Here is a 22,918-nt window from a genome sequence, read left to right on the forward strand (position 1 = left end):
GTTTATCGAATAATATTTACGTGTTAAAGAGATGAAGGTGGACCAAGATGAGTACCGGACAAGGCGGTATACCCGAAAGCATTATTGAATCGGTGTTACAGCAGCATGATATCGTCGATACGGTGAGCCGATTTGTACATCTGACCAAACAGGGGAAATATATGAAAGGCCTCTGTCCTTTTCATTCTGAGAAGACGCCTTCGTTTACAGTTACGCCAGAGAAACAAATTTTCTATTGCTACGGTTGCGGCACGGGTGGAAATGCCATCAAATTCAGGATGGAAATCGAAGGGTTATCCTTTCCCGAGGCTGTCAAGACGATGGCAGAAGAAAGCCACATTTCAATGGGGGACTGGCAAGGGCGTGAATCGGCTCATGTTAATCCAGAGACTGAACGTTTATTGGAAGCATATGAGCTTACCGCGAAGCTGTACCATTTCTTATTGAAAAATACAGAGCACGGTAAAGTGGCTATGGAATATTTACGCTCACGTGGGTTTAGCGACAAACTCATTGACCAATTCCAGATTGGCTATGCGCCTAATCGCTGGGATACCTTGGTACAATTTCTGGAAAAGCGCGAATTTCCGCTTGAAGAGATGGAAAAGGGTGGTTTACTGTCACCGCGAAACGAAGGTCAGGGGTATGTGGACCGTTTCCGGGACAGGGTCATGTTTCCGATTAATGGCAGGAGCGGTAAGCCGATTGCATTTGCGGGTCGCATTTTGGGAGACGGGCAACCGAAGTACCTCAATTCACCGGAAACCCGGTTATTTAACAAAAGCCGTGTTCTCTACAATCTGCATCATGCCAAAAATGCAATTCGCAAACAAAGGCAGGCCATATTGTTTGAAGGGTATGGCGATGTTATCTCCGCCTGGGATCAGGATATCCAGAACGGTGTAGCGGCAATGGGTACCGCGCTCACTGAGAATCAGGCATTGATGCTTAAAGGCATGTGTGATGAAGTCATCGTATGTTATGACGGCGATCGAGCCGGACAGGCTGCAGCACTCAAAAACTTCCCTATTCTTGAGGAAGCCGGATTGCAGGTCAAAATTGCTCTGATACCGGATGGGCTCGACCCGGATGATTTTATCCGCAAGTATGGTGGTGAACGGTTCCGAAACCAGATTGTGGACGGCGCCGTAACGACTACAAAATTTAAGCTTATAAACCTAAAAAAAAACCATATACTGCTAGAAGGCGGCGGACAAATCGCTTATTCCAAGGAAGCGGTCAAACTTATTGCTCCTTTATCTTCTCCTACAGAACGGGAAGTATATCTTCGGGAACTGGCTGCGGAAGTGGATGTTTCATTTGAAACACTGAAACAGGAGTGTAATGAAGAACGGGAGGCCATGAAAAATAACCTCCAGTATGGGGATAATAACCCGAAAAGGTGGAATAATGGTAGGCAACAAAATAGGCAGGTGCCTACACCCAATCTGTTGCCGGCTTACCACGCTGCTGAACGCAAGCTGCTCTCCTGGATGCTTCAGGATGATGAGGCTGCCCAGTACGTGAATGAGCATCTTGGTGAAGCTTTTAACTTGGATGATCATGCAGCTATTGCTGCTTATCTATATGCCTATTATGCGCAAGGCAAACCGTCGGATACAAGCCGTTTTATGTCTTCGCTGCATGACGACCGACTGGAAAAAACGGTCAGTTCAATCTCGATGATGGATGGTCCAGGTGAATGGAGTATTCAAGTGCTCGACGATTGCATCAGGGAAGTGCTGAAATATCCGCGTAAGAAAGAGTACGACCTGAAAAAAGAAGAAATGATTGCTGCAGAGCGGGCAGGTGATTCTGTACGCGCGGCACAAATTGCAATTGAAATGATTGCCCTAGAGAGACAGTGAACGTCTGAATGTTGGATGTTTCTAGGGAGGAGGGAGTCGAGTTATGGCGAATGATCAGCATACTGAACTAGAAACAGAATTGACGCTGGATCAGGTTAAGGATCAATTGATTGAGTCAGGTAAGAAAAGAGCTTCGTTGAACTACAAGGAAATTATAGAAAAACTCTCCCCGTTTGAGCAAGACGCTGAGCAGATGGATGAGTTCTATGAACAACTGAGCGATCTGGGTATTGATGTTGTGAACGAAAATGATGAAGAGGTAACCCTTCGCCCTAGTGAAGATTCCGAGAACAACACCAGAGAGGGAGACGATGAATTCCACTTTGATGATGATCTGAGCCTTCCACCAGGAATCAAAATCAACGACCCTGTTCGTATGTATCTCAAAGAAATTGGTCGTGTACCTTTGTTGTCTGCGGATGACGAAGTAGAACTGGCTAAACGGATTGAAAACGGGGATGAAGAGGCGAAACGTCGTTTGGCTGAAGCTAACCTTCGTCTCGTGGTCAGTATCGCCAAGCGTTATGTTGGACGTGGCATGTTGTTCCTGGATCTGATTCAGGAAGGTAACATGGGTCTGATCAAAGCTGTTGAGAAGTTCGACCACAAAAAGGGCTATAAATTCAGTACGTATGCGACATGGTGGATTCGCCAAGCGATCACCCGTGCGATTGCGGACCAGGCGCGTACCATACGTATCCCTGTGCATATGGTGGAGACGATCAATAAGCTGATCCGGGTATCCCGTCAGCTGTTGCAGGAACTTGGGCGTGAACCGACACCAGAAGAAATCGCTGCCGAGATGGATCTGAGTGTGGAAAAAGTTCGTGAGATTACGAAGATTGCTCAGGAACCGGTTTCCTTGGAAACACCGATTGGTGAGGAAGATGATTCCCATCTGGGTGATTTCATCGAGGATCAGGAAGCGCTGGCTCCGGCGGATGCTGCTGCTTATGAGCTGCTGAAAGAACAGCTCGAAGATGTCCTGGATACTTTGACTGAGCGTGAAGAGAATGTGCTTCGTCTGCGTTTTGGTCTGGACGATGGACGTACAAGAACGCTGGAAGAAGTGGGCAAGGTATTTGGTGTTACGCGTGAGCGTATTCGTCAGATTGAAGCCAAGGCTCTTCGTAAATTGCGTCACCCTAGCCGCAGTAAACGGCTTAAAGATTTCCTCGAATAAATCACTATGGGAGACTTTCCGCAAGACGCTTAAGCGGCGGCGGGGTCTCCTTTATTTTTAAATTGAACATCTAAATTTCTTGGTTTTGGTAATTCATCCTTGAAATGTTTTATTGGATTTCATTTTATCGCTTTTCGTTGTTCAATGCAAATCAATAAATTAAATGAATGGTGTAGGTGCTTCATGAAACTTTCGAATCGATTACAGCGGATACATGATCAAATTCCCGAAGGCAGCCGCTTGGCTGACATTGGCTCAGACCACGCTTTGCTTCCGGTAGCGGCAGTACGCAGCGGGAAAGCAGTTACTGCAATAGCCGGAGAAGTTAATCCCGGCCCTTATGAAGCTGCACGCAAGCAAGTCAGCGATGCTGGACTGAAGGAACAAATTACAGTACGTCGTGGTGATGGCTTGGATATCATCTCTGCAGGAGAAGTGGACGTTATCACCATTGCCGGTATGGGAGGAGCACTCATTGCCTCCATTCTGGATCGCGGCCTCTCCAAGCTGGATGAGGTCAAGCTTCTCATTTTGCAGCCTAATGTTGGTGAGGATATTCTCAGACGTTGGTTGTTGGAACATCACTGGGTGGTTGTTGCAGAGCAGCTGCTTGAGGAAGATGGCAAAGTGTACGAGATTGTTACAGCAATGCCGAAGGAACTCAGTCCGATTGCCAATGAGGAAGTGTATCGCGCACGACCGCTTGAAGGCGGAGTGGTATTGACATCAGATTTGCTGCTGCGCATGGGGCCTTATTTAACAGACCGTCCTACGGATGTTTTTTTTGCCAAATGGGAGAGCGAAATCGTCAAGCTGCAAAGTGTTGTGCAGTCCATCTCCAAATCCGATCAGGAGTCCTCACGGGACAAGGCGGCTGAGGTGGAGCGTCTTATTGTGAACTTGAAGGAGGTACTCTCATGTTTGCCAAAGGTCAAACTGTAATTCAATTGATGGAGCAGCTTGCTCCCAAACATCTGGCCGTGCCGGACGATCGGATTGGTCTTCAGCTTGGCAGTTTGCAAAAGGAAATTACGCACGTTCTTATCGCGCTTGATGTTACAAACGAAGTTGTAGACGAGGCCATTCGGATTGGAGCCAATCTGATTATTGCGCACCATGCCATCATTTTCCGTCCAGTCAAATCCTTGAATACAGATACACCCATGGGGAAATTGTACGAGAAGCTGATCAAGCATGATATTGCGGTGTACATTAGTCATACCAATCTGGATGTGGCTGAAGGTGGCATGAATGACTGGATGGCCGAGGCCATTGGAATAGAGAGCAAGGAATCACTTGAGGATGTACATACAGATCATTTATTTAAATTGGCTGTATTTGTACCCCGCACCCATCATGAGCAGGTGCTCCAAGCGATCCTCGAAGCCGGCGCTGGCAGTATTGGTCAGTACAATAAGTGCAGCTTCAACACCGAAGGTACAGGTACTTTTGTACCGGGTGAGGGGACACAGCCCTTCATCGGTACAGAGGGACAGATGGAGCGTGTAGAGGAAATGCGGATTGAGACCATTGTACCGCAGAGTCTGCGCAGCAAGGTTATACAAGCGATGCTGAAGGCTCATCCGTATGAGGAAGTGGCCTATGACCTGTATGCAATGGATTTAAAAGGCCGTACGCTGGGTCTGGGGCGCTTGGGACCACTCAAACAACCAAAGACACTCGGTGAGCTGGTGGAGGTCGTTAAGGCCCAACTGGATGTGCCATACGTTAGGGTGGTAGGGGATCTCCATCGGCAGATCAAAAAAGCAGCCGTGCTTGGCGGTTCAGGCAGCCGTTATACCCTTCCAGCACGGTTCAAAGGGGCCGATGTTATCGTAACTGGAGACATTGATTATCATACGGCTCATGATGCGCTGATGGCGGGCATGTGTATTATCGATGTCGGGCATAATGCGGAGAAAATCATGAAACCGAAAACTGCGGACTGGCTGCGTTTACGTTTGGAAGACAAACGTTATGACACACAAGTAAGTGCATCCGAGGTAAACACGGAAGTATTTCAGTTTATCTAAAAGTACTCGGGCTCATGGCTTCCAGTAAGATTAGACTTGTTTGTAAACCCAAATGCCTGTATACTATGTAATGTTGTTCGGAAAGCTTGACAGACAATCGCTGGTGGCCTTCGTTGCCACGAGAGGAAAGTCCGGGCTCCACAGGGCAGGATGCTGGATAACGTCCAGTCAGCGCGAGTTGAAGGATAGTGCCACAGAAATGGACCGCCGATGGCCGGATTTTCCGGCACAGGCAAGGATGGAACCGAGGTGTAAGAGACCCCGAGGAACGCTGGTGACTTCGTTCCTGGTAAACCCCATCTGGAGCAAGACCTAATGGGACACAGTCGACTCTTTGGAGAAGGCAGCCTTAGCCCGAGGTGTGTCTAGGTTGGTCGCTTGAGCTGTGCAGCAATGTATGGCCTAGATAGATGATTGTCGCTTGTGGTGGGAGGGTAGTTCCCGTCTGAACCACGAAGAGCACAGAACCCGGCTTACGGTAAGCTTTCCTAACTACAACACAACAGTAACAAGTGCAGTCCACTATCAGTCAAGGGCCAAACAGAAGGAATTGTATCTGATGTGCCTGACTGATCAGAAGGACGCGATTATATTAAAAAGATTTCCTGCACTCGCAGGTCATATAAATAAGGCGTCAGACTTCGAGATTTCTCGGGTCTGACGCCTTATTTTTGTTGTTATTCGTTGGAATGAGAAACTGTTCCGAATGAAACAGTGGATGACAGTTCGTTACAGTGTAACTACACTATCTGACTGTAATGATGCATGCCAGCGTTGAATGGCACGATCCATACGCTCTACAGCCTCAGGAAGCAGATCTGGATCAGTATGAGTAAAGTTGATCCGCATACGGTTCAGCTCCGGTGTACCCGCATAGAAGGAATCCCCTGGTACAATGCATACTTTCTCCTGAATTCCATACGTGAACAGATTGCTGGCCAGCATGCCCTTAGGCAGTTGCAGCCATAGGAACATTCCGCCTTGAGGTGAGTTCCAAGAGATACCATCCCACGATTTTGCAGCCATGAGTGTGGTCATTTTTTTCATCCGTTGTTCATAATTCAGTGAGATATTGCGAATATGTCCGTCCAGATCGAAAGACTCCAGTAGCGCATGAAGTGCTCTTTGGTCGATGCTGCTGGAGTGCAAATCTGCCCCCTGTTTGGCGCGGGCAGCTATTTTGATTACATCCGGAGCAGCCAGTATCCAGCCAGTACGGAGGCCTGGAGCTACTGTTTTGGAGAATGTACTGGTGTAGATGACATTGGATGGACCCTCATAGGATGCTGCATCCAGCTGCGCCAGTGCAGGGGCATCCAGCTGCTCCGGTTTAAAGCGGATTTCACCATAGGGATCGTCTTCCAGAATCAGTACCCCGTATTTCCGGCACAGATCTACGGCTTGCTGGCGTCTGGCGCGACTCCATACTTTGCCCGACGGGTTGGAGAAGGTAGGGTTAATGTAAACGAGCTTGGGACGATGCAATTGCAGCTGTTCCTCCAGTGATTCAGGCAACATTCCGTCATCATCACAGGCAACACCGCGCGCCTCAGCCTGATAGGAATGAATGACCTGAAGGGCAGCCAGATAGGTTGGTGATTCAACCAATACGCTGTCGCCTGGATCGAGTAAAATGCGGCACACCAGGTCAATGGATTGCTGAGATCCGGTAGTCAGAAGCATATGATCAGGTGAAGCGGGAATGCCCTTGGATTCAAGACGTTCGGCAATTTTGGCACGTAGTGGTCGGAAACCTTCCGTCTCTGCATATTGAAGAGCCGCTGAACCACCCATGAATACCTTTTCGTATGCGTCACGTATGGCTTCAAGCGGGAATGATGACTGGGCAGGTAACCCGCCGGCAAGAGAAATCATTCCAGGCGCCTGTGCAGCCTGCAACATGTCGCGAACGACAGAGGACGGGGTATTTTGTGCCATTTTAGACCAAGGGGTATTCATATTATTCTCATCTCCTGTTATTCACTGTTATACTGATATTATAAACTATCATAGACTGAATGCTGTATAACAGTAAAATGCTGATCATAACAGTTGGGAGGGTGCATGTGTGCATATTGAATTGAAACGGGGAAGCAGCACCAAATTATATGTTCAGATTGCTCTTACACTTGCTGACCGAATAAGGTCTGGACTAATCGAGCCTGGAACCCGTCTGCCGTCGGTTCGTAAAATGACCGCAGATCTGGGCGTCAGCCTGGTCACTGTGTCCAAAGCCTATGCCGAGCTCGAAGCGATACAGTTGGTTACGTGCTCCCAGGGGAAGGGTTGTTATGTACGGGGGGCGCAAGAGCTGGAGATAACGGAGGATATGGAGATGGAGAAGACTCACCGTACCCATGCAAAGAATGAATCCAGCACACCCTGGAACTGGCAGATGGCTCTTGTAGATTATTTGCCTCGAGCACAGCTTTGGAGACATTTTGACGCATCTCCTCAAGTTAAATATGAGCTGCATATGTCGGCAATTCAGCCTGAATTGTTGCCAACACGAGAGATTATCGATAGTGCGTACCGGCTTTCCTCCGATCATCCAGAGCGCATGGCTGCTTATGGTTCCTTTCAGGGAGATCGAGAACTGCGTCAGACGTTTTCCGGGCACTTTGCAGAAAGAGAGTTGCGGGTAATGCCTGAACGGATGCTGATTACGAGCGGTACTCAGCAGGGAATCGATCTTGTCGCGCGTACGTTTGTTGGTCCTGGCGACGTCGTCTACATGGAAGCACCGAGCTATACGGGAGCCATTGATGTGTTCACAAGCAGAGGAGCGAAGATTATTACGGTGCCTATGGATGATGATGGTATGCGTATTGATTTGTTAACCCGGTTATGTGATACATACCCGCCCAAGTTGATATATACCATTCCTACGTTTCACAATCCTACAGGTATTACGATGAGTGCCAAACGGCGTGCGCAACTGCTTAACCTTGCTCAAAGCTATCATTGTCTCATTCTGGAGGATGATCCGTTCGCCGATCTGTATTTCCGTGATCCGCCGCCTGCTTCCATTAAATCCATGGATGGGACGGGCCATGTGATATATATCAAAAGCTTCAGCAAAGTATTATCCCCCGGCTGTCGTGTGGCGTGTGCGGTTGCAGATGGAAGTGTACTCACCCGACTTGTTGCAGCCAAATCCACTGCGGATCTCGGAAGTCCGCTGCTTACACAAAAAGCATTGCAATCTTTCATACAGCATCAATACAGTGAGTATACAGCACGATTGAGGGATGAGTTATATTCCCGACTGCTTGCGGCATCGACGGTACTGGAGGAACATGGTCCTCCCGGGATGTACTGGACTTTGCCTGATGGGGGACTAAACTTATGGCTGCAATTGCCGGATGGCTTGGATATGCATGAGCTGCACCGCCAGTCGCTTGCCGCAGGTGTTTCCTTTTTGCCGGGTTCTGCCTGTTATGTGGGGGAAACGGATACGGCGAGTCTGCGGATTTGCTTTACGGTTACGAAACAGGATCTGTTATGTGAAGGGCTGCGGGTATTATGCAGTGTCATTAAGAACATTACACCGCAACAGGGTGGGGCAACGGCGGACAGGCTCCCGCTTATATAATTTTTCGGAACACGGACATACATCCAATCCACATCGGACTCAGTGCAATACGTTATAGTATCACTTGAAAGGGAGTTGGTTTGAAATGAACCATTTCTGTCCACCGCTTTGTCCGATTGTATGTGACCCAATCCAGGTTGTTGAAGATTACTACATTCCACAAATCGTACCCGTAATTCATCCGATCGAAGTCATCAAAAAACACCACTGTGTACCAATCCATCATCACATGTATCCTGTCGTGGTCAAAGAAGAAGATCCGTGTTATGTTTCAAGCCACAACGGCAAGAAAAAATCCGTGAAAAAATCAGGCAAATCCCGCACAACTTCTCGCAAACGCTAGTCGCAGCGGGTGCCCCGGGGGAATAGGTAACATACCAAAGAGCAGCATACGCCCCGGGGCGCAGCTGCTTTTGTTTTTTTTTATATCCAGTGTACGGTTAGTGTTTGATGTACTTTTTCATGGCATTGTCCATTTGCTGTCTTACATGCTGCGGCCAGAACTGAAGTGGGGCACTGTTCCCAGAGGCCGCCTCCAATGCTTTAAACACATCGATTTGACCATAGCCGTAATACTTGTCGTGACCTGGGTCACCGAGATCAATGACGCTTTGACGCATCAAATCCATGACCTCCGTGTTGGTCAGATCGGGATTTAACGAGCGAATCAAGCCTGCAAGTGCCGCGACATGGGGACTTGCCATAGACGTTCCGGACAAGGCTGCATATTGGTTTTTCGGATACGTACTTGCAATGCTGGACCCGGGGGCCGTCACATCCACGTAATCCCCATAATTGGAATAGGAAGCTTTGTTCATGTCCGGATCCGTGGCGGATACCGCAAATACTTCCGGATAGGCGGCAGGGTATCCCGGACGCTCGGTATTATCGTTACCCGTCGCTGCAATTAATACGATGTCGCGATCAAAAGCGTATTTAATGGCATCATGAAGAAATTGGGCATCGGCGTAATTGCCCAGACTCATGTTAATGACCTTGGCACCATGATCAGCAGCCCAAATGATGCCTTCAGCCACAGCATAGGTTGTGCCTGAACCCGAATTGTCGAGCACTTTAACAGGAAGTACCTTGTTATACCAGCTCATGCCTGCTACACCTTCGTTGTTATTCACAACAGCGCCGATGATGCCTGCTACATGTGTACCATGGCCTACGTCATCAAGTGGTTTGCTCGCTGGATCAACAACGTTATAACCATCCAGCAGCTTGCCCTTCAAATCGGGATGAGTCAGATCGACGCCGGTGTCCACCACGGCAACGATAACATCCTTGTTTCCCTTCGTAATATTCCAGCCACGGTTAGTCTCAATGGCGGGTAGGTTCCATTGGTAGTCGGAAAACAAAATATCATTGGGCACGGTTACATCTTTTTGTTCAGGTACGGTTTCATTGGTTAAATACAAGTAGTGAGGTTCCATATACAGCGGATTCCATTTACGTTCGAAATAGGCATGTAATTGCTCATAATTCATATGTTCTGACCGAAAAACATACGTGTATCCCAGCTTGCGAGCTGATTGAGTCCGCAGATCGGATTTAATGATTCGCATATCCCGTTCACCTGGATCCTGACGGAAACGGATGACGATTTCATTTTCGTAAAAATGACTGGCATTGGCGTTATCATGCCCTGTTTTTACAGTAATTTCTTTCAGGGTGTCGGGGTGTACAGACTCGATTTTGAATTTACCTTCACGCGGATAAGGAATCATACGCAAATTTTTACGCTGATGCTGCTCCACGGCATTTAGTACATTTTGGCTAAACAAAGCGATGACGGCTCGTTCTCCATCCTTAGAGGGCTGACCCATGACAAAAAACTTTTCCTTGCCCAGAGGAAACGAAGAAGATTCGAAGCTTTGACGTTTGTTCACGGCTTTCTTGGCCAAGGCGAGAGAATGTTCCAGCTTTTGCTGTTCCAACTTGCTTCCTTTTGCTGCTGTTTTGTCAAAGTGCCGACTGCGTGATTCTTTGGTATTTATTACATCAATAAAGCGAATATGATCATGTGTTTGTTGAAGCTCTTTAACGTATTGACTTATCTGCACATCATTCATTTGGGAGGTCTTCTCAAGCATGATGCGAAGATGCTGTTTGGCATCCGCACGGGTCAGCATATCGGTTGACTTTACATCCTGAACTTTGAGACGTTGTTTGCTCGCATGCTCCTCGTGTGGAGAATCGGGCATGGCACTTGGAGCAGGAACAGGGCGATTGGACGTCGGAAGCAAAAGCGTCAAGGCAAGTGCGCCCGCACCCGCGGCAATGGCCCAGTTAACCCATTTCGGTCTGGACATAGGGGATGGAACCTCCTCGTTTGTTTTGATAATCATCTAACAGTGCTCTGATTTCATCGTTGTCACTGGATATATCTATCGTTAGGAAAAGCGGTTATTTTTATGCAGGTGAACATCAGGTGAGCTGTGTGTAATGGGCATGTTCAGGGACATAACGGGAAAGCCTGATTAAGGGATACCGCTCGTCATCTTTTTATGGTAGGATAGTACCTGAGAATTCAAGGTCAGGGGAGAATCTCCCGTTGGCCGATCTATATGTAAGGACTTATTTAAGGGGGAGCTACCTTTATGTCAGCAGCCAATGTACAGAAAACATGTGAGTCAACTAGGGAAAAGTTAAAACCGGCTATCGATCGGATTGAAAAATTTTTGAATGAAAATGCCTTGCCTGAACTGGATCAGAATCAGACGGAGGAGTCATCAGCCTTCTACAAAGGATTTCTTTCGGATCTCCGTCATTTGCTCGTTTTTTCTGAAGTTTCTTACGAAAAACTTGGCGTTGTGCTGCGTCGTGCCAATTTTGATGTTGATTTTGCCGAAAAGGCTCTCTATAACACATACCATCAAAGCATCAACAGCTTTTTTTATCCTAAAAATGAATGTTACTCCGAAGATGGAAGATATGCTTACACTGGTCAGGATGCAATCCGTTTCCGTGATAAGCCCATTCGTGCAGTACGGGATGTTATTCTTGAAATATCAAAAACGTACGAAGAATTGCGTGATGATCTGGCCTTTTATGAAAGTGACTACCTGACGCAGCGTCGGATGCAAAACCAACGTAATCACGCGTAAATACATTTTCAACGATATGAGAATTGGACAAAACCGCCCTTGTGGCGGTTTTTTTGCGTTTTTTTAATGGAATTGCGGATGAGGGAGCATGTCATCATCTGGCATTTCGTTGGAGAATAGCCGATTTACAGTGCGGAGACAATAGATGTCGAGGTGATAAAAAAATGAGCCAAGAGAAGCCGATCGTCAAATGCAGTGTCTCGAACTGCAACTTTTGGGGAGAAAACAATTTCTGCCAGGCTGATGCCATTATGATTGACATTGACCAACATGCCACCCGTCGCTTACATGAGGAATTTGCCGGAGAGACCTTTGATTCAGACCATCAAGACTATGCACGTACTTCATCAGCGACATGCTGCCACACATTCAAACCAAAATGAGCAGTCATTCCCATTTATATGGAGGTGCTTTGCATTGAATAATGACCGTAGAGATGATCACCCGTTACAGCGTCCCAAAACGACTCCGTTAGATGAAAAGCAGCGTCAGCGTGTAGATTATCCAAGACGTAGCCACAAGGAAGAGTATGGCGCAGAGGTAGCCCCCACAACAGGTTCTATTCGAACAGAACCTACAGAAAGAACAGATCATACCCCTGTCAAGCGTGAAGATGACGGTGTTATGAAATCTACTGGCCGTATCTCCGGGTATATGGGTCTGGCCTTTGGTATCGCATCCTTATTTATGTGGTCCATCGTCCTTGGTCCAGCCGCAGCGGTACTTGGTTACTATGCTTATGTCAATGGCCGGAAAACGGCTGGTGCATGGTCCATCGGACTTGGCGCAGTGGCAACTCTCAGCTATTTCTTCATGATTCCATTTGCCCGTTAATAAAGCAAAAAGCATATAATGATCTGACAAGCGATATACAAGATCATAACCGAACTGGATATGCTTTGGGTTATTTGCAGCCTTCTGCTTCCACCTTACTAAAAGGGGACTGCAGAGGGTTTTTTCGCATATGCGCAATGATGTTGTATAATCGGTCTATTTTTTTGAAAACAATGGAACCTTCCTGTAAAATAATGTAGAATAAAGTCATAATCTACGTTTACATTATACGGGAGTGAATATAACTCATGCAGATTGATCCGCGCGCGTCGCGGCAGTTGCTGGAACTGCAATTGTCCAATAGTCTCAACGAAACAAATGCATCGGATGGAAATTCCGGTTCAACCGTGGATTTTGCCAGTATGATGGACGGGCTGCTCGGCACGAATTCAAATTCTTCGAACAATAGCGGTACCATAGGCGAAGACGTGAACTCTGCAGTGAGCTCCAAACGGTCCAATGACGGTCTGTTGTGGCTGCAACTGGGCAGCATGTATAACCCGGATGCAAGTTCTGTTTCTTCTTCGAACAGTAATGCGATTTCTTTATCTGCCCTGTTAAATACTGGAGCAGTGGATTCGGGTGCATCTGTACCTACAGATTTTGAATCATTGATTGCTTCAGCAAGTGCCAAATATGGGGTGCCTGAATCTTTGATCAAGGCGGTTATTGATACAGAATCTGGCTTCAATCCGAATGTAGTTTCTTCCGCAGGTGCCAAAGGACTAATGCAGTTGATGGATGGGACGGCAGCAGGGTTGGGGGTAAGCAACGCTTACGATCCCGCTCAAAATATAGATGGTGGTACCAAATACCTTTCTCTCCAGCTCCAGCGTTTTGGTGGAGAGGTGAAGATGGCACTTGCTGCTTATAATGCCGGACCGGGACGGGTTTCGAGTCTGGGCGTATCGAGTGATGCTGAACTGATGAGTGTACTTAATCGTCTTCCTTCAGAAACTCAGGCTTATATTTCCAAAGTGGAGAAGGCGCAGACGAAATATATGGTATAAATGGTATAGACCGAAGAAATGGCAACACAACAGTATGTTCTGGAAGAGATCAAACGCGGGAACAGCACCCTTAAATGTGCTTGGTTCCTGTTTGGTCTTTTTGTGTTGAGCGGGGATCGTGTTACAATGCTCACTGTAGATTCCACAACGAAGAGACAAGGAGGGGAACCTCATTTGAAATATTTTGATTATGCAGCAACGACGCCTCCTCATCCGGATGTCGTTCGAACTATGGCTGAGATTATGGAGGCGCAATATGGAAATCCGTCTTCGATTCATGGATATGGTGAGCGTGCTCATCAGTTGTTACGCCGAGCGCGAGCTGGTTGTGCTGCCGCTATTGATGTGAAACCGGAGGAAATCGTATTTACCTCAGGCGCAACCGAGAGCAACAATCTTGCCATTAAAGGCGCAGCATTGAGGTATCAGTCCCGGGGCAAACATATCATTACAACTGCAACGGAGCATGCTTCGGTATATGAGAGTTTTGTGCAGTTGCAGCAGTGGGGATGGGATGTCACTTGGCTTCCCGTCGATTCCGACGGTCTGGTTAGCGCCCAGCAGGTAATGGATGCCATAAGATCAGATACGGTGCTTGTGAGTCTGATGCATGTGAACAATGAAACGGGAGCAATACATCCAATTGCTGAAATTGGAGTACGACTGAAAAAGGAAGCGCCAAAGGTGCTTTTTCATGTGGATGGTGTGCAGGGTTTTGGCAAGTTGGATGCTAAACCTGCGGAATGGGGCGCGGATCTGTACAGCTTGTCTGCTCACAAGATTCGTGGTCCCAAAGGAGCTGGACTTCTCTACGTACGAAGTGGAGTGGAGCTTACGCCTCTACTGTCCGGGGGGTCCCAAGAGCAGGGGTTGAGAGCGGGAACTGAAAACGTACCTTTGCTTGTGGGTATGGCGAAGGCAATGCGTCTCGCTGCGGAACGTCAGGCTGACTTTGCGCAGCGTACAACGATTTTGCGAGATCGTATTATGCAGGTCATAGATACGATTCCCGGACTTGTGCTAAATAGTCGTAAAGAGGGTGCACCGCACATTGTTCATTTTTCCTATCCTGGAATGAAGGCAGAAGTGGCACTGCATACCCTGGAGCAACTTGGAGTAACTGTTTCTACACAATCTGCCTGCTCTTCGCGATCGGCTGAACCCAGCAGGGTATTGCTCGCCATGGGCAGGGATAATGCTTGTGCTGCTGGTGGATTGCGTATTAGTCTTGGAGATGAACATATAGAAGAAGATGTGGCTCTGCTGGAGCAGGCTTTACATCAGATGGTGGCGCAGCTGCGCCCGTTGGAAAGGCGGATGTGATTTTAGATGAAATATGATATGCTGCTTCTCCGTTTCGGAGAGTTTATGTTAAAAGGAAAAAACCGTGCCCGGTTTGAAAAAACAATCATCACCCAGGTACGTTCCCTGCTCAAACCTTATCCAGGTGCAAGTCTGCGTAAGGAGTTTGGACGGTTGTATGTCGATCTGGGTGGTGAATCTCATACAGAGCTGATTGCTGTGCTGAAACGAGTATTCGGTGTTATGTCGATCAGTCCCGTTAAAGTGACCCCATCTGAAGCTGATCAGATCGTGGAGACTGCCATCGCTTTTATGGATGAGAGGGAGTCTGAATTCAAAGAAGGTACCACATTCAAAGTTAATGCACGGCGTGTATGGAAAGAGTTCCCCAATTCTTCCCATGAAATGAACCATCTCGTAGGTTCTCCTATTCTTCGGAAATTCCAGCAGTTAAGTGTAGACGTGCGTCAACCTGACATTGAACTGCGTGTGGAAATTCGGGATCAGGGCACGTATATCTTCAGTGAGGTGATTCCGGCTGTAGGCGGGTTCCCCCTGGGCACAAATGGAAAAGCAATGCTGTTATTATCGGGTGGCATAGATAGCCCTGTAGCGGCATGGTCTTCGATGCGTAGAGGTCTGGAAGTGGAATGTGTACACTTTTACAGTTATCCGTTCACAAGCCAGCGTGCCAAAGAAAAGGTCATTGATTTGGCGCGTGCACTTGCTGATCATGCAGGCACAATTAAGCTGCATCTGGTTCCTTTTACGGAAATTCAAACAGCATTTACCCAACTGGGACAGGATAACTTGATCATCACACTGATGCGCCGCTCCATGTTACGTATTGCAACCAAGCTGGCTGAACGTGAACGTGCGCTTGCACTGATTACCGGAGATAGTCTGGGACAGGTAGCGAGCCAAACCTTGCCAAGCATGAATGTCATTGGACGTGCGACGGATCTGCCGCTGCTGCGGCCGCTTGTCATGATGGACAAACAGGAAATTATAACTTTATCCAAACAGATCGGAACGTACGATATATCGATTCTGCCATATGAGGATTGTTGTACTCTTTTTGTACCAAAATCCCCCACGACGAACCCAAATCTTCGTATTGTGGATAAAATCGAAGCGACCATGAGTCAGCTGCCGGAATGGGTGGAGCAGGCGGTGGAGAAGACAGAAACCATTACGCTGCATGCAGGTGAAAACTTTATGGTAACCAATCAGCAGGATGAAGCTAATGAAATGAAAGAAGAGTGGTTCTGAGAAACCGTATTCTGGATTGAATAACATAATAAGGACTATGTTATCTTCATGAAGAAAAAGGACTGGCCGATGTAGTTATCGGTCAGTCCTTTTTTATGGTTGTGGCTGATGGGGATTTCACTTAATTAAAGCTTAGGAATAGGAGTGCTGACGCTCTCCACCTGGTTTATTGCTGCTTGCACGTTTGCGATATCCCGCAAATACGACACCACCAGTAACGAGAACGATAAATAAGATTCTCAGTGCAGGATGCTCAGTGAAGAAAGGCACGAGACGGTGTTCCTCTGTAATCATATTGGAAGCCGTATACCCTAGCACGATAGCTCCCAGATAAATGATCCAAGGGAAATGATTAATTAACTTGATAAACAACGTACTGCCCCAAACGATAATAGGCACACTGATCAGCAGTCCGAGTATAACAAGTACCAAGTGCTGCTGTGCTGCACCGGCAACGGCGATGACGTTATCCAGTCCCATGGCAGCATCTGCGATAACAATTGTACGCACAGCTACCCAGAGAGAACTGCCAGCCTTGATATCGGAATGTTCTTCCCCTTGATCTGCCAATAGCTTGTACGCAATCCAAATTAGGAGTAATCCCCCAACAAGGAGCAGCCAAGGCACTTTAAGCAGCCAGAGCACAATCACGGTGGCTACAATGCGAATCAAAAGTGCGCCGCCTGTTCCGTAAAGAATCGCCCTTTTCTGCACAGAAGGGTGCAAATTTCGAGCTGCAAGACCAATCACGATGGCATTATCGCCAGCCAGAATTAGATCAATAAATACAACGTTCAACAACGCTAGCCAAAAAGCGGGGCTAAACAACTCCATACGATGTCACTCCTTCTATATATCCAAACCTGAGAAAGCTTGTTCAACGTTTAAGAATAGCATGGACAACTTTGACATACAAGTTAGAGTGGGGGGATGAGAAGCATGGATACGCTATGGCTGTTGACCGAAATATTAATGATCAATCTGGTTCTGAGTGGAGATAATGCGGTTGTTATCGCACTTGCAAGTAAGGATTTGCCTGCGAGACAGCGCAAGCAGGCAGTATGGTGGGGGGCTTTCGGCGCTGTTGTTTTGCGCTGCTTGTTAACCTTTGCAGCTGTGCTGCTATTGGGGATTCCTTTTATTCAGGCGGCTGGCGGTCTGCTGTTGCTATGGATTGCTGTTAAGCTGCTGCTTCAGAATGAAGATGAAGTACATATTCGTAAAGCGTCCACGACCTGGAAAGCGATCCAAACGATTTTGATTGCTGACTTTGTCATGAGTCTGGATAATGTTCTCGCAATTGCTGCTCTGGCGGATGGGGACTTGGCGCTCACGGTCATCGGAATTGCTATAAGTATTCCGATTGTGGTGTGGGGCAGCGGATTAATTGTCGGTTTGTTGAAGCGGTTTCCGATTCTGGTATTTGCCGGTTCAGGTATTTTGGCCTTCACAGCAGGTGAGATGGTGATGAATGATCCGAAGCTGGGACAGTGGCTTGGCGGCTTGGCAGCTGAGGCGCATACCTTGCTGCCTGCAGCTATGGCTTGTCTTGTAATCGCGATTGGAGGAGCGCATAAGTTCGTTCGTCGAAACGTGTAAATTGATTTGAACAAACGGAAATATAAATTGTTCTGGCGAACTGCTCTTTTGGGGCAGTTTTTTTGCTGTGTTTATTTGTTCTAGAGGTATGGGCGAACTTGAATAAGTCATAGACCGATCAGTTTAGGGTAATACAGGATAATGGAGAGAGGCAAAGTACGACATAAGGTGTAGTTTTTTGCATACACATCGGCTACACTAGAAAAAGGCTGGGAACAGTCAGTCATCATGGAATTGTTTATCATTTTAGCTTGCGGGTACATAGCCAAATGTTATAAGAGGTGATTGTAGATGAGGATGAGAAATGAAAAAGCAATCGGAATATTTATTTTTGTTGCAGGTTTAATAATTTTACTCGGCAAACTTGGTGTGTTTGGCTTTATTGGCCGGCACTTCTGGCCTTTGCTCATCTTGTTGCCTGGTATTGCTCTTCATGCATTATATTATGCAAGGCTTACGCCATCATGGTCACTCGTTCCAGCAGGTACGTTAACCGTCTATGGTCTGTTGTTTGGAATCACGAACACATGGGGCAGCGGATTGATGAGCAACCTGTGGCCTGCTTTTTTGCTTGGAATTGCCGTTGGTTTGCTTGAATATGCACTGGCTGATCATCGAAGACCTGCAGTGGTACTTCCGGTTGCATTGGGCGTGGGAATCCTTTCAATTATTTTGTTCGGATTTACAATGCTTCACACCGGTATTATCTATGTGCTGGCGGTAATTTTGATTGTAGGCGGGATATGGTTGCTGTTTGGCCGAGGACGTCAAGGGAGAGGCTGGTAACATTCCCATTGGTCTTTCAAGCGAAATATCTTGATTTTTACCTATGATCAACTATAATATAAGGGATATAGGATGCGTCGGGATATCACCGACGCTTATTTTGGGTGAGTAACCTGCGAATTTGCGGGAAGTTTAGTAGATAAGAATTGAAATTGGAAAGGATATGGATACAAACCATGCATTCAAGAGAACACATTCGCAATATTGCGATTATTGCCCACGTCGACCACGGGAAAACAACGCTCGTCGACAAGTTGCTCCAGCAATCCGGTACTTTCCGTGATCACGAAACGGTACAGGAGCGCGCAATGGACTCCAACGATTTGGAGCGTGAACGCGGTATTACGATTCTGGCTAAAAACACAGCTATTACCTATAAAGATTACCTGATTAACATTGTGGATACACCAGGACACGCCGACTTCGGTGGTGAAGTGGAACGTATCATGAAAATGGTTGACGGCGTATTGCTCGTTGTTGATGCTTATGAAGGCTGTATGCCACAAACGAAATTCGTACTTCGTAAAGCACTGGAGCACAACCTGACACCAATCGTTGTGGTAAACAAAATTGACCGTCCAGCGGCTCGTCCGACTGAGGTTATTGATGAAGTACTGGACCTGTTCATTGAACTGGGTGCCAACGATGAACAACTTGAATTCCCTGTTGTATATGCTTCCGCATTGAACGGAACATCCAGCATGGAAAGTGATCCTGCGAAACAGGACGACAACATGATGGCGATCTACGATACGATCGTTAGTCATATCCCTCACCCAACAGAGAATGTTGAAGAGCCACTTCAATTCCTCGTTACTTTGATGGACTACAATGAATACCTTGGCCGTATTGCCATTGGTCGTGTTAACCGCGGTGTGATCCGTCAAGGACAATCGGTAACGGTTATTATGCGTGATGGTAAGAGCAAAACTGCACGTATCGAGAAACTGTTCGGTTTCCAGGGGCTCAAACGTATTGAGACAGAAGAAGCAGGAGCAGGCGACATCGTTGCGATTGCAGGGATCAAGGACATCAACATTGGTGAAACCATTGCCGACCCTAACAATCCAGAAGCACTTCCAGTTTTGAAAATCGATGAGCCTACCCTGCAAATGACGTTCCTCGTGAACAACAGTCCATTCGCAGGTCGTGAAGGTAAATGGGTAACTTCCCGTAAACTTCGTGAGCGTTTGTTAAAAGAATTGGAAACAGACGTTTCCCTTCGTGTTGACGAAACGGAAAGCCCGGATGCATTTGTCGTTTCCGGACGTGGTGAGCTTCACTTGGGTATCCTGATTGAGAATATGCGTCGTGAAGGATATGAGCTTCAAGTATCCAAACCGGAAGTTATCGTTAAAGAAGTTGACGGTAAGAAAATGGAACCTCTTGAGCGCTTGTTGATTGATATCCCTGAAGAAAGCATGGGTTCCGTAATGGAGAGCCTGGGCGCACGTAAAGCAGAGATGGTTAACATGGTCAACACAGGTAGTGGTCAAGTTCGTCTGGAGTTCCTGATTCCAGCACGTGGTTTGATCGGATATAGCACAAACTTCCTGACATTGACTCGTGGTTACGGTGTGATGAACCATGCATTTGACAGCTACGCTCCAGTAGTATCCGGTCAAGTGGGTGGACGTCACCAAGGTGTACTGATCTCAACTGAAACGGGTACATCTACGTTCTATGGAATGATGGGCGTTGAGGATCGTGGTACTCTCTTCTTGGAGCCGGGTACTGAAATCTACGAAGGTATGATTGTTGGTGAACATACACGTGACAATGATATCGTTGTTAACATCTGCAAAGAAAAACAACTGACTAACGTTCGTTCTTCTGGTAAAGATGATACGGTTAAAATTAAAACTCCGATTATCTTCTCGTTGGAACAGGCGCTTGAATATCTGAATGATGATGAATATTGTGAGATTACACCGAAATCTATTCGTCTTCGTAAGAAGATCCTGAATAAATCCGAGCGTGAACGTGCGGAAAAACAACGCAAAATGGCTTCCAAAGCCTAATCATAACAACAAAATAATTTATATAAGTTAACGTTTGACGGGCCCGGTAAGTAACGAGAGCTTGTACAGCTAAAGTAGTGTAGGGATCAGAATCGATTCTGAAGAAGCGAAGCGTTCGCCTTTATCCCCGGATTTTACCATTGAGTAAATGGATCAAAAAAATCTGGGGATAACAGCGATCGGAAGAACGAGCTGATACCGAAACGGTCACGATGCACGTACTGGTTATCTAAGTTGCTAGAGGGAGTCTCATCAACCAGTTAACTTATATTTAGCATGAACACGAAAGGAGCTGGCTGTGCATGCAAGCATGGTTCGCATCACACCCGATCGTAGCCTACATCGTCATCTTTGTATTGATTACTTACGTTTATAATAAGGTGTTTCGGGTACGTCAGAAATTGCCGCTTGGTAAGGAAATCGTTCTCTATATATTGATGGCGATGGGCACATTCATGCTCCTTGTTTTTCAAATCGACAAGCTGCCCATTATTCAATGTTTGCTGGTCGCAGTTGGTTTGATGCTGTTAGTGAGAGTGCGCTATTTTATCGAAGGTCGTCAAAAGAAAAAAGCGGAAGCTGCCGCTCGAAACTCATAAATTCTGTATAGTATAGACCATCCGTTTTCCTTAGGGAAAGCGGTTGTCTTATATATGGGCCAAAACAGATGTGATAAAGGTGTTGAAGATATGAACTCGAATTCGAATGGACTGCCTCCACGGAGACAGGCACCGACTCAATCCGGCGCTTCTGGATCGAAGAATGGCAAAGGCAAGCAACCAAAGAAGAAGAAACGGATGCGAACCTTTGGCAGACTGGTTTTAAGTTTATTGGCTATTGCAATTTTGGTAGGCGGCGGATATCTCTATTGGGTCTATAATCAGGTAGCGGATACGGGCATTGATAAACCGGTTCCTCCTGGAATGTCTGCCAAAACCAAACCCATTACGATGTTGCTGTTAGGTACGGATAATCGTCCGGAAACAGGTACGTATCTCTCGGATGTGGTTATGGTAGCTTCTCTGAATCCGGAGACCAAGACGGCAACCATTGTATCTTTACCTCGGGACACGCGTATTCAACTGGATGGATATAAAGCGAATAAATTGAATTCTTATTATCCTAAATTTAAAGCACAGGAAAAAACCTCTGGCAAAAATGCAGAGGATCAAATGAAAGAAATGATGAGCAAGTATCTGGATGTGGATATCAATTATACGACTGTCCTGAATTTCCAGGCATTCCGGGATGCGGTCAATGCTGTAGGTGGCGTGGATGTGACAGTGGATAAAAACATGTGTTACAAAGATACGGCCGATGGCACGGATATTAATCTGGTGGCTGGTGCACAGCATTTGGATGGCAAAGAAGCACTTGATTTTGTTCGTTACCGTAAATCGAACTGTAAGCCGAAGACAGATGAATCCAACGACTTTGACCGAAATAAACGTCAGAATCAAGTGTTGAATTCTATGTTGGATCAGTTGAAATCACTGGGAGGCGTCACGAAGATTGGTAAAGTGATTGGTGCTGTTGACAAGAACATGACAACAGACGTGGAATCGGAGCAAATGAAGAACTTCATTTCAACCTACTGGAATATTTCCAAATCGGATGTGCACTACACACCTGTAACCGGAGAGTGGAGAAGTCCATATGTATATATCAACGAAACGGAATTGGCTAATGCCAAACAGGCGTTGAAGGATACACTATCAGGTAAAGTAACAGCATCTCCGACAGCTGAATAACATTCATTCTTTTGGATTGGAAGCGAGTTTGATGGTATGCTATAATAACATCAACAACGAATCAAGAATTGCATAAAGAAGATTAGGGGGCTGGTTGGATGTCCGAAGCCGTCACACAATTGACTGAATCTCTTTTACAGCAATTCAAGAATGAAACTTTTGTGCTCTTAAGCACCGTGGACATTGAATCTGGAGGTCCGACATCCACAGCAATCTCCTGGATTTATGCGGAGAATGCTTCTACTCTTCGTGTGGCGATTGATCATCGTTCGCGTCTCGTGAACAATATGATTGAGAATCCGGTCATTACCGTCACCATTTTTGGAGAAGAGATGGTGTATGCGGTAAACGGACGTGCTTCCGTACGACAAAATCCGTTACAGGATGTTCCGTTTAACATGTGCTGTTTCGACATTTCCATTGAAGCGGTGAGAAACGCCCTTTTTTATGGAGCCCAATTGTCCTCTGTGCCTCAATTTGTCAAAATATATGATCAGCGTGCTGCTGAGAAATTAGATGAGCAGGTTTTTACTGCAATGAAAAAAGCCTAG

21 protein-coding genes and 1 other RNA gene are annotated in these 22,918 nt (G+C 46.7%); 19 read left to right on the plus strand and 3 right to left on the minus strand.

The window, feature by feature from the left end; genetic code table 11:
• Positions 1-47: 47 nt before the first annotated feature.
• The 5 genes from dnaG to rnpB all read left to right on the plus strand — a co-directional run bounded on the left by dnaG (position 48) and on the right by rnpB (position 5,575).
• Positions 48-1,868, plus strand: coding sequence for a DNA primase (dnaG, locus tag HW560_RS15050; protein WP_179263733.1), 1,821 nt, complete (start codon positions 48-50; stop codon positions 1,866-1,868).
• Positions 1,869-1,911: 43 nt separating this feature from the next.
• Entirely contained in the window at positions 1,912-3,051 is a 1,140-nt protein-coding gene (gene rpoD, locus HW560_RS15055; protein WP_024628459.1) for an RNA polymerase sigma factor RpoD, read from the plus strand.
• A gap of 183 nt (positions 3,052-3,234) precedes the next feature.
• Positions 3,235-3,993 carry a tRNA (adenine(22)-N(1))-methyltransferase gene (locus tag HW560_RS15060; RefSeq protein ID WP_179263736.1) on the plus strand — a complete coding sequence of 253 codons (759 nt, stop codon included), beginning with the start codon at positions 3,235-3,237 and terminating at the stop codon, positions 3,991-3,993.
• The gene (locus tag HW560_RS15065; RefSeq protein ID WP_179263738.1) at positions 3,969-5,084 is read left to right on the plus strand and encodes a Nif3-like dinuclear metal center hexameric protein; all 1,116 of its coding nucleotides are present in this window, start codon (positions 3,969-3,971) and stop codon (positions 5,082-5,084) included. The genes HW560_RS15060 and HW560_RS15065 overlap by 25 nt, the downstream gene beginning before the upstream one ends.
• 81 nt (positions 5,085-5,165) lie before the next feature.
• Positions 5,166-5,575: RNase P RNA component class A (gene rnpB / locus HW560_RS15070), an RNA gene on the plus strand.
• A gap of 238 nt (positions 5,576-5,813) precedes the next feature.
• Here rnpB and HW560_RS15075 read toward each other — a convergent pair.
• Positions 5,814-7,043, minus strand: coding sequence for an aminotransferase-like domain-containing protein (locus HW560_RS15075; protein ID WP_179263740.1), 1,230 nt, complete (start codon positions 7,041-7,043; stop codon positions 5,814-5,816).
• A 109-nt stretch (positions 7,044-7,152) separates the two neighbouring features.
• On the opposite strand from HW560_RS15075, the gene HW560_RS15080 reads away from it, so the two are divergent.
• Positions 7,153-8,679, plus strand: coding sequence for a MocR-like pyridoxine biosynthesis transcription factor PdxR (locus tag HW560_RS15080; protein ID WP_179263742.1), 1,527 nt, complete (start codon positions 7,153-7,155; stop codon positions 8,677-8,679).
• Between the two features lie 85 nt (positions 8,680-8,764).
• A complete protein-coding gene (locus HW560_RS15085) occupies positions 8,765-9,022 on the plus strand; it encodes a hypothetical protein (RefSeq protein ID WP_090998137.1) in 258 nt (85 codons plus the stop codon).
• A 97-nt stretch (positions 9,023-9,119) separates the two neighbouring features.
• Here HW560_RS15085 and HW560_RS15090 read toward each other — a convergent pair whose 3' ends face one another.
• On the minus strand, positions 9,120-10,997 hold the full coding sequence (locus HW560_RS15090) for a S8 family peptidase (RefSeq protein ID WP_179263744.1): 1,878 nt from the start codon (positions 10,995-10,997) through the stop codon (positions 9,120-9,122).
• Positions 10,998-11,285: 288 nt separating this feature from the next.
• Between HW560_RS15090 and HW560_RS15095 the strand changes: the two genes are divergently transcribed.
• The 6 genes from HW560_RS15095 to thiI all read left to right on the plus strand — a co-directional run bounded on the left by HW560_RS15095 (position 11,286) and on the right by thiI (position 16,210).
• Positions 11,286-11,792: a YpuI family protein gene (locus tag HW560_RS15095; protein ID WP_063567014.1), complete on the plus strand. Its 507-nt coding sequence runs from the start codon at positions 11,286-11,288 to the stop codon at positions 11,790-11,792.
• Positions 11,793-11,956: 164 nt separating this feature from the next.
• Positions 11,957-12,175 carry a DUF1540 domain-containing protein gene (locus HW560_RS15100; protein WP_090901574.1) on the plus strand — a complete coding sequence of 73 codons (219 nt, stop codon included), beginning with the start codon at positions 11,957-11,959 and terminating at the stop codon, positions 12,173-12,175.
• A gap of 34 nt (positions 12,176-12,209) precedes the next feature.
• Positions 12,210-12,626: a hypothetical protein gene (locus HW560_RS15105; protein ID WP_179263746.1), complete on the plus strand. Its 417-nt coding sequence runs from the start codon at positions 12,210-12,212 to the stop codon at positions 12,624-12,626.
• Between the two features lie 248 nt (positions 12,627-12,874).
• Entirely contained in the window at positions 12,875-13,636 is a 762-nt protein-coding gene (locus tag HW560_RS15110) for a lytic transglycosylase domain-containing protein (protein WP_090901568.1), read from the plus strand.
• A 174-nt stretch (positions 13,637-13,810) separates the two neighbouring features.
• Positions 13,811-14,959, plus strand: coding sequence for a cysteine desulfurase family protein (locus tag HW560_RS15115; protein ID WP_090902592.1), 1,149 nt, complete (start codon positions 13,811-13,813; stop codon positions 14,957-14,959).
• A gap of 6 nt (positions 14,960-14,965) precedes the next feature.
• A complete protein-coding gene (gene thiI, locus HW560_RS15120) occupies positions 14,966-16,210 on the plus strand; it encodes a tRNA uracil 4-sulfurtransferase ThiI (protein WP_090901565.1) in 1,245 nt (414 codons plus the stop codon).
• A gap of 132 nt (positions 16,211-16,342) precedes the next feature.
• Here thiI and HW560_RS15125 read toward each other — a convergent pair whose 3' ends face one another.
• Positions 16,343-17,044, minus strand: a complete 702-nt coding sequence (locus HW560_RS15125) for a TerC family protein (RefSeq protein ID WP_090901563.1) — start codon at positions 17,042-17,044, stop codon at positions 16,343-16,345.
• A gap of 105 nt (positions 17,045-17,149) precedes the next feature.
• Between HW560_RS15125 and HW560_RS15130 the strand changes: the two genes are divergently transcribed.
• The 6 genes from HW560_RS15130 to HW560_RS15155 all read left to right on the plus strand — a co-directional run bounded on the left by HW560_RS15130 (position 17,150) and on the right by HW560_RS15155 (position 22,918).
• Positions 17,150-17,809 (plus strand): TerC family protein, encoded by a 660-nt coding sequence (locus HW560_RS15130; protein WP_090901560.1) that lies wholly within the window; start codon positions 17,150-17,152, stop codon positions 17,807-17,809.
• Positions 17,810-18,100: 291 nt separating this feature from the next.
• On the plus strand, positions 18,101-18,595 hold the full coding sequence (locus HW560_RS15135; protein WP_090901557.1) for a hypothetical protein: 495 nt from the start codon (positions 18,101-18,103) through the stop codon (positions 18,593-18,595).
• A gap of 176 nt (positions 18,596-18,771) precedes the next feature.
• Positions 18,772-20,616: a translational GTPase TypA gene (typA, locus tag HW560_RS15140; protein WP_179263749.1), complete on the plus strand. Its 1,845-nt coding sequence runs from the start codon at positions 18,772-18,774 to the stop codon at positions 20,614-20,616.
• 302 nt (positions 20,617-20,918) lie between these two features.
• Positions 20,919-21,215, plus strand: coding sequence for a YlaH-like family protein (locus tag HW560_RS15145; RefSeq protein WP_079349632.1), 297 nt, complete (start codon positions 20,919-20,921; stop codon positions 21,213-21,215).
• Between the two features lie 90 nt (positions 21,216-21,305).
• The gene (locus HW560_RS15150) at positions 21,306-22,367 is read left to right on the plus strand and encodes an LCP family protein (RefSeq protein WP_090901551.1); all 1,062 of its coding nucleotides are present in this window, start codon (positions 21,306-21,308) and stop codon (positions 22,365-22,367) included.
• Between the two features lie 98 nt (positions 22,368-22,465).
• Entirely contained in the window at positions 22,466-22,918 is a 453-nt protein-coding gene (locus HW560_RS15155) for a pyridoxamine 5'-phosphate oxidase family protein (protein WP_090901548.1), read from the plus strand.

This window comes from Paenibacillus sp. E222 (assembly GCF_013401555.1).
Classification (GTDB): Bacteria; Bacillota; Bacilli; order Paenibacillales; family Paenibacillaceae; genus Paenibacillus.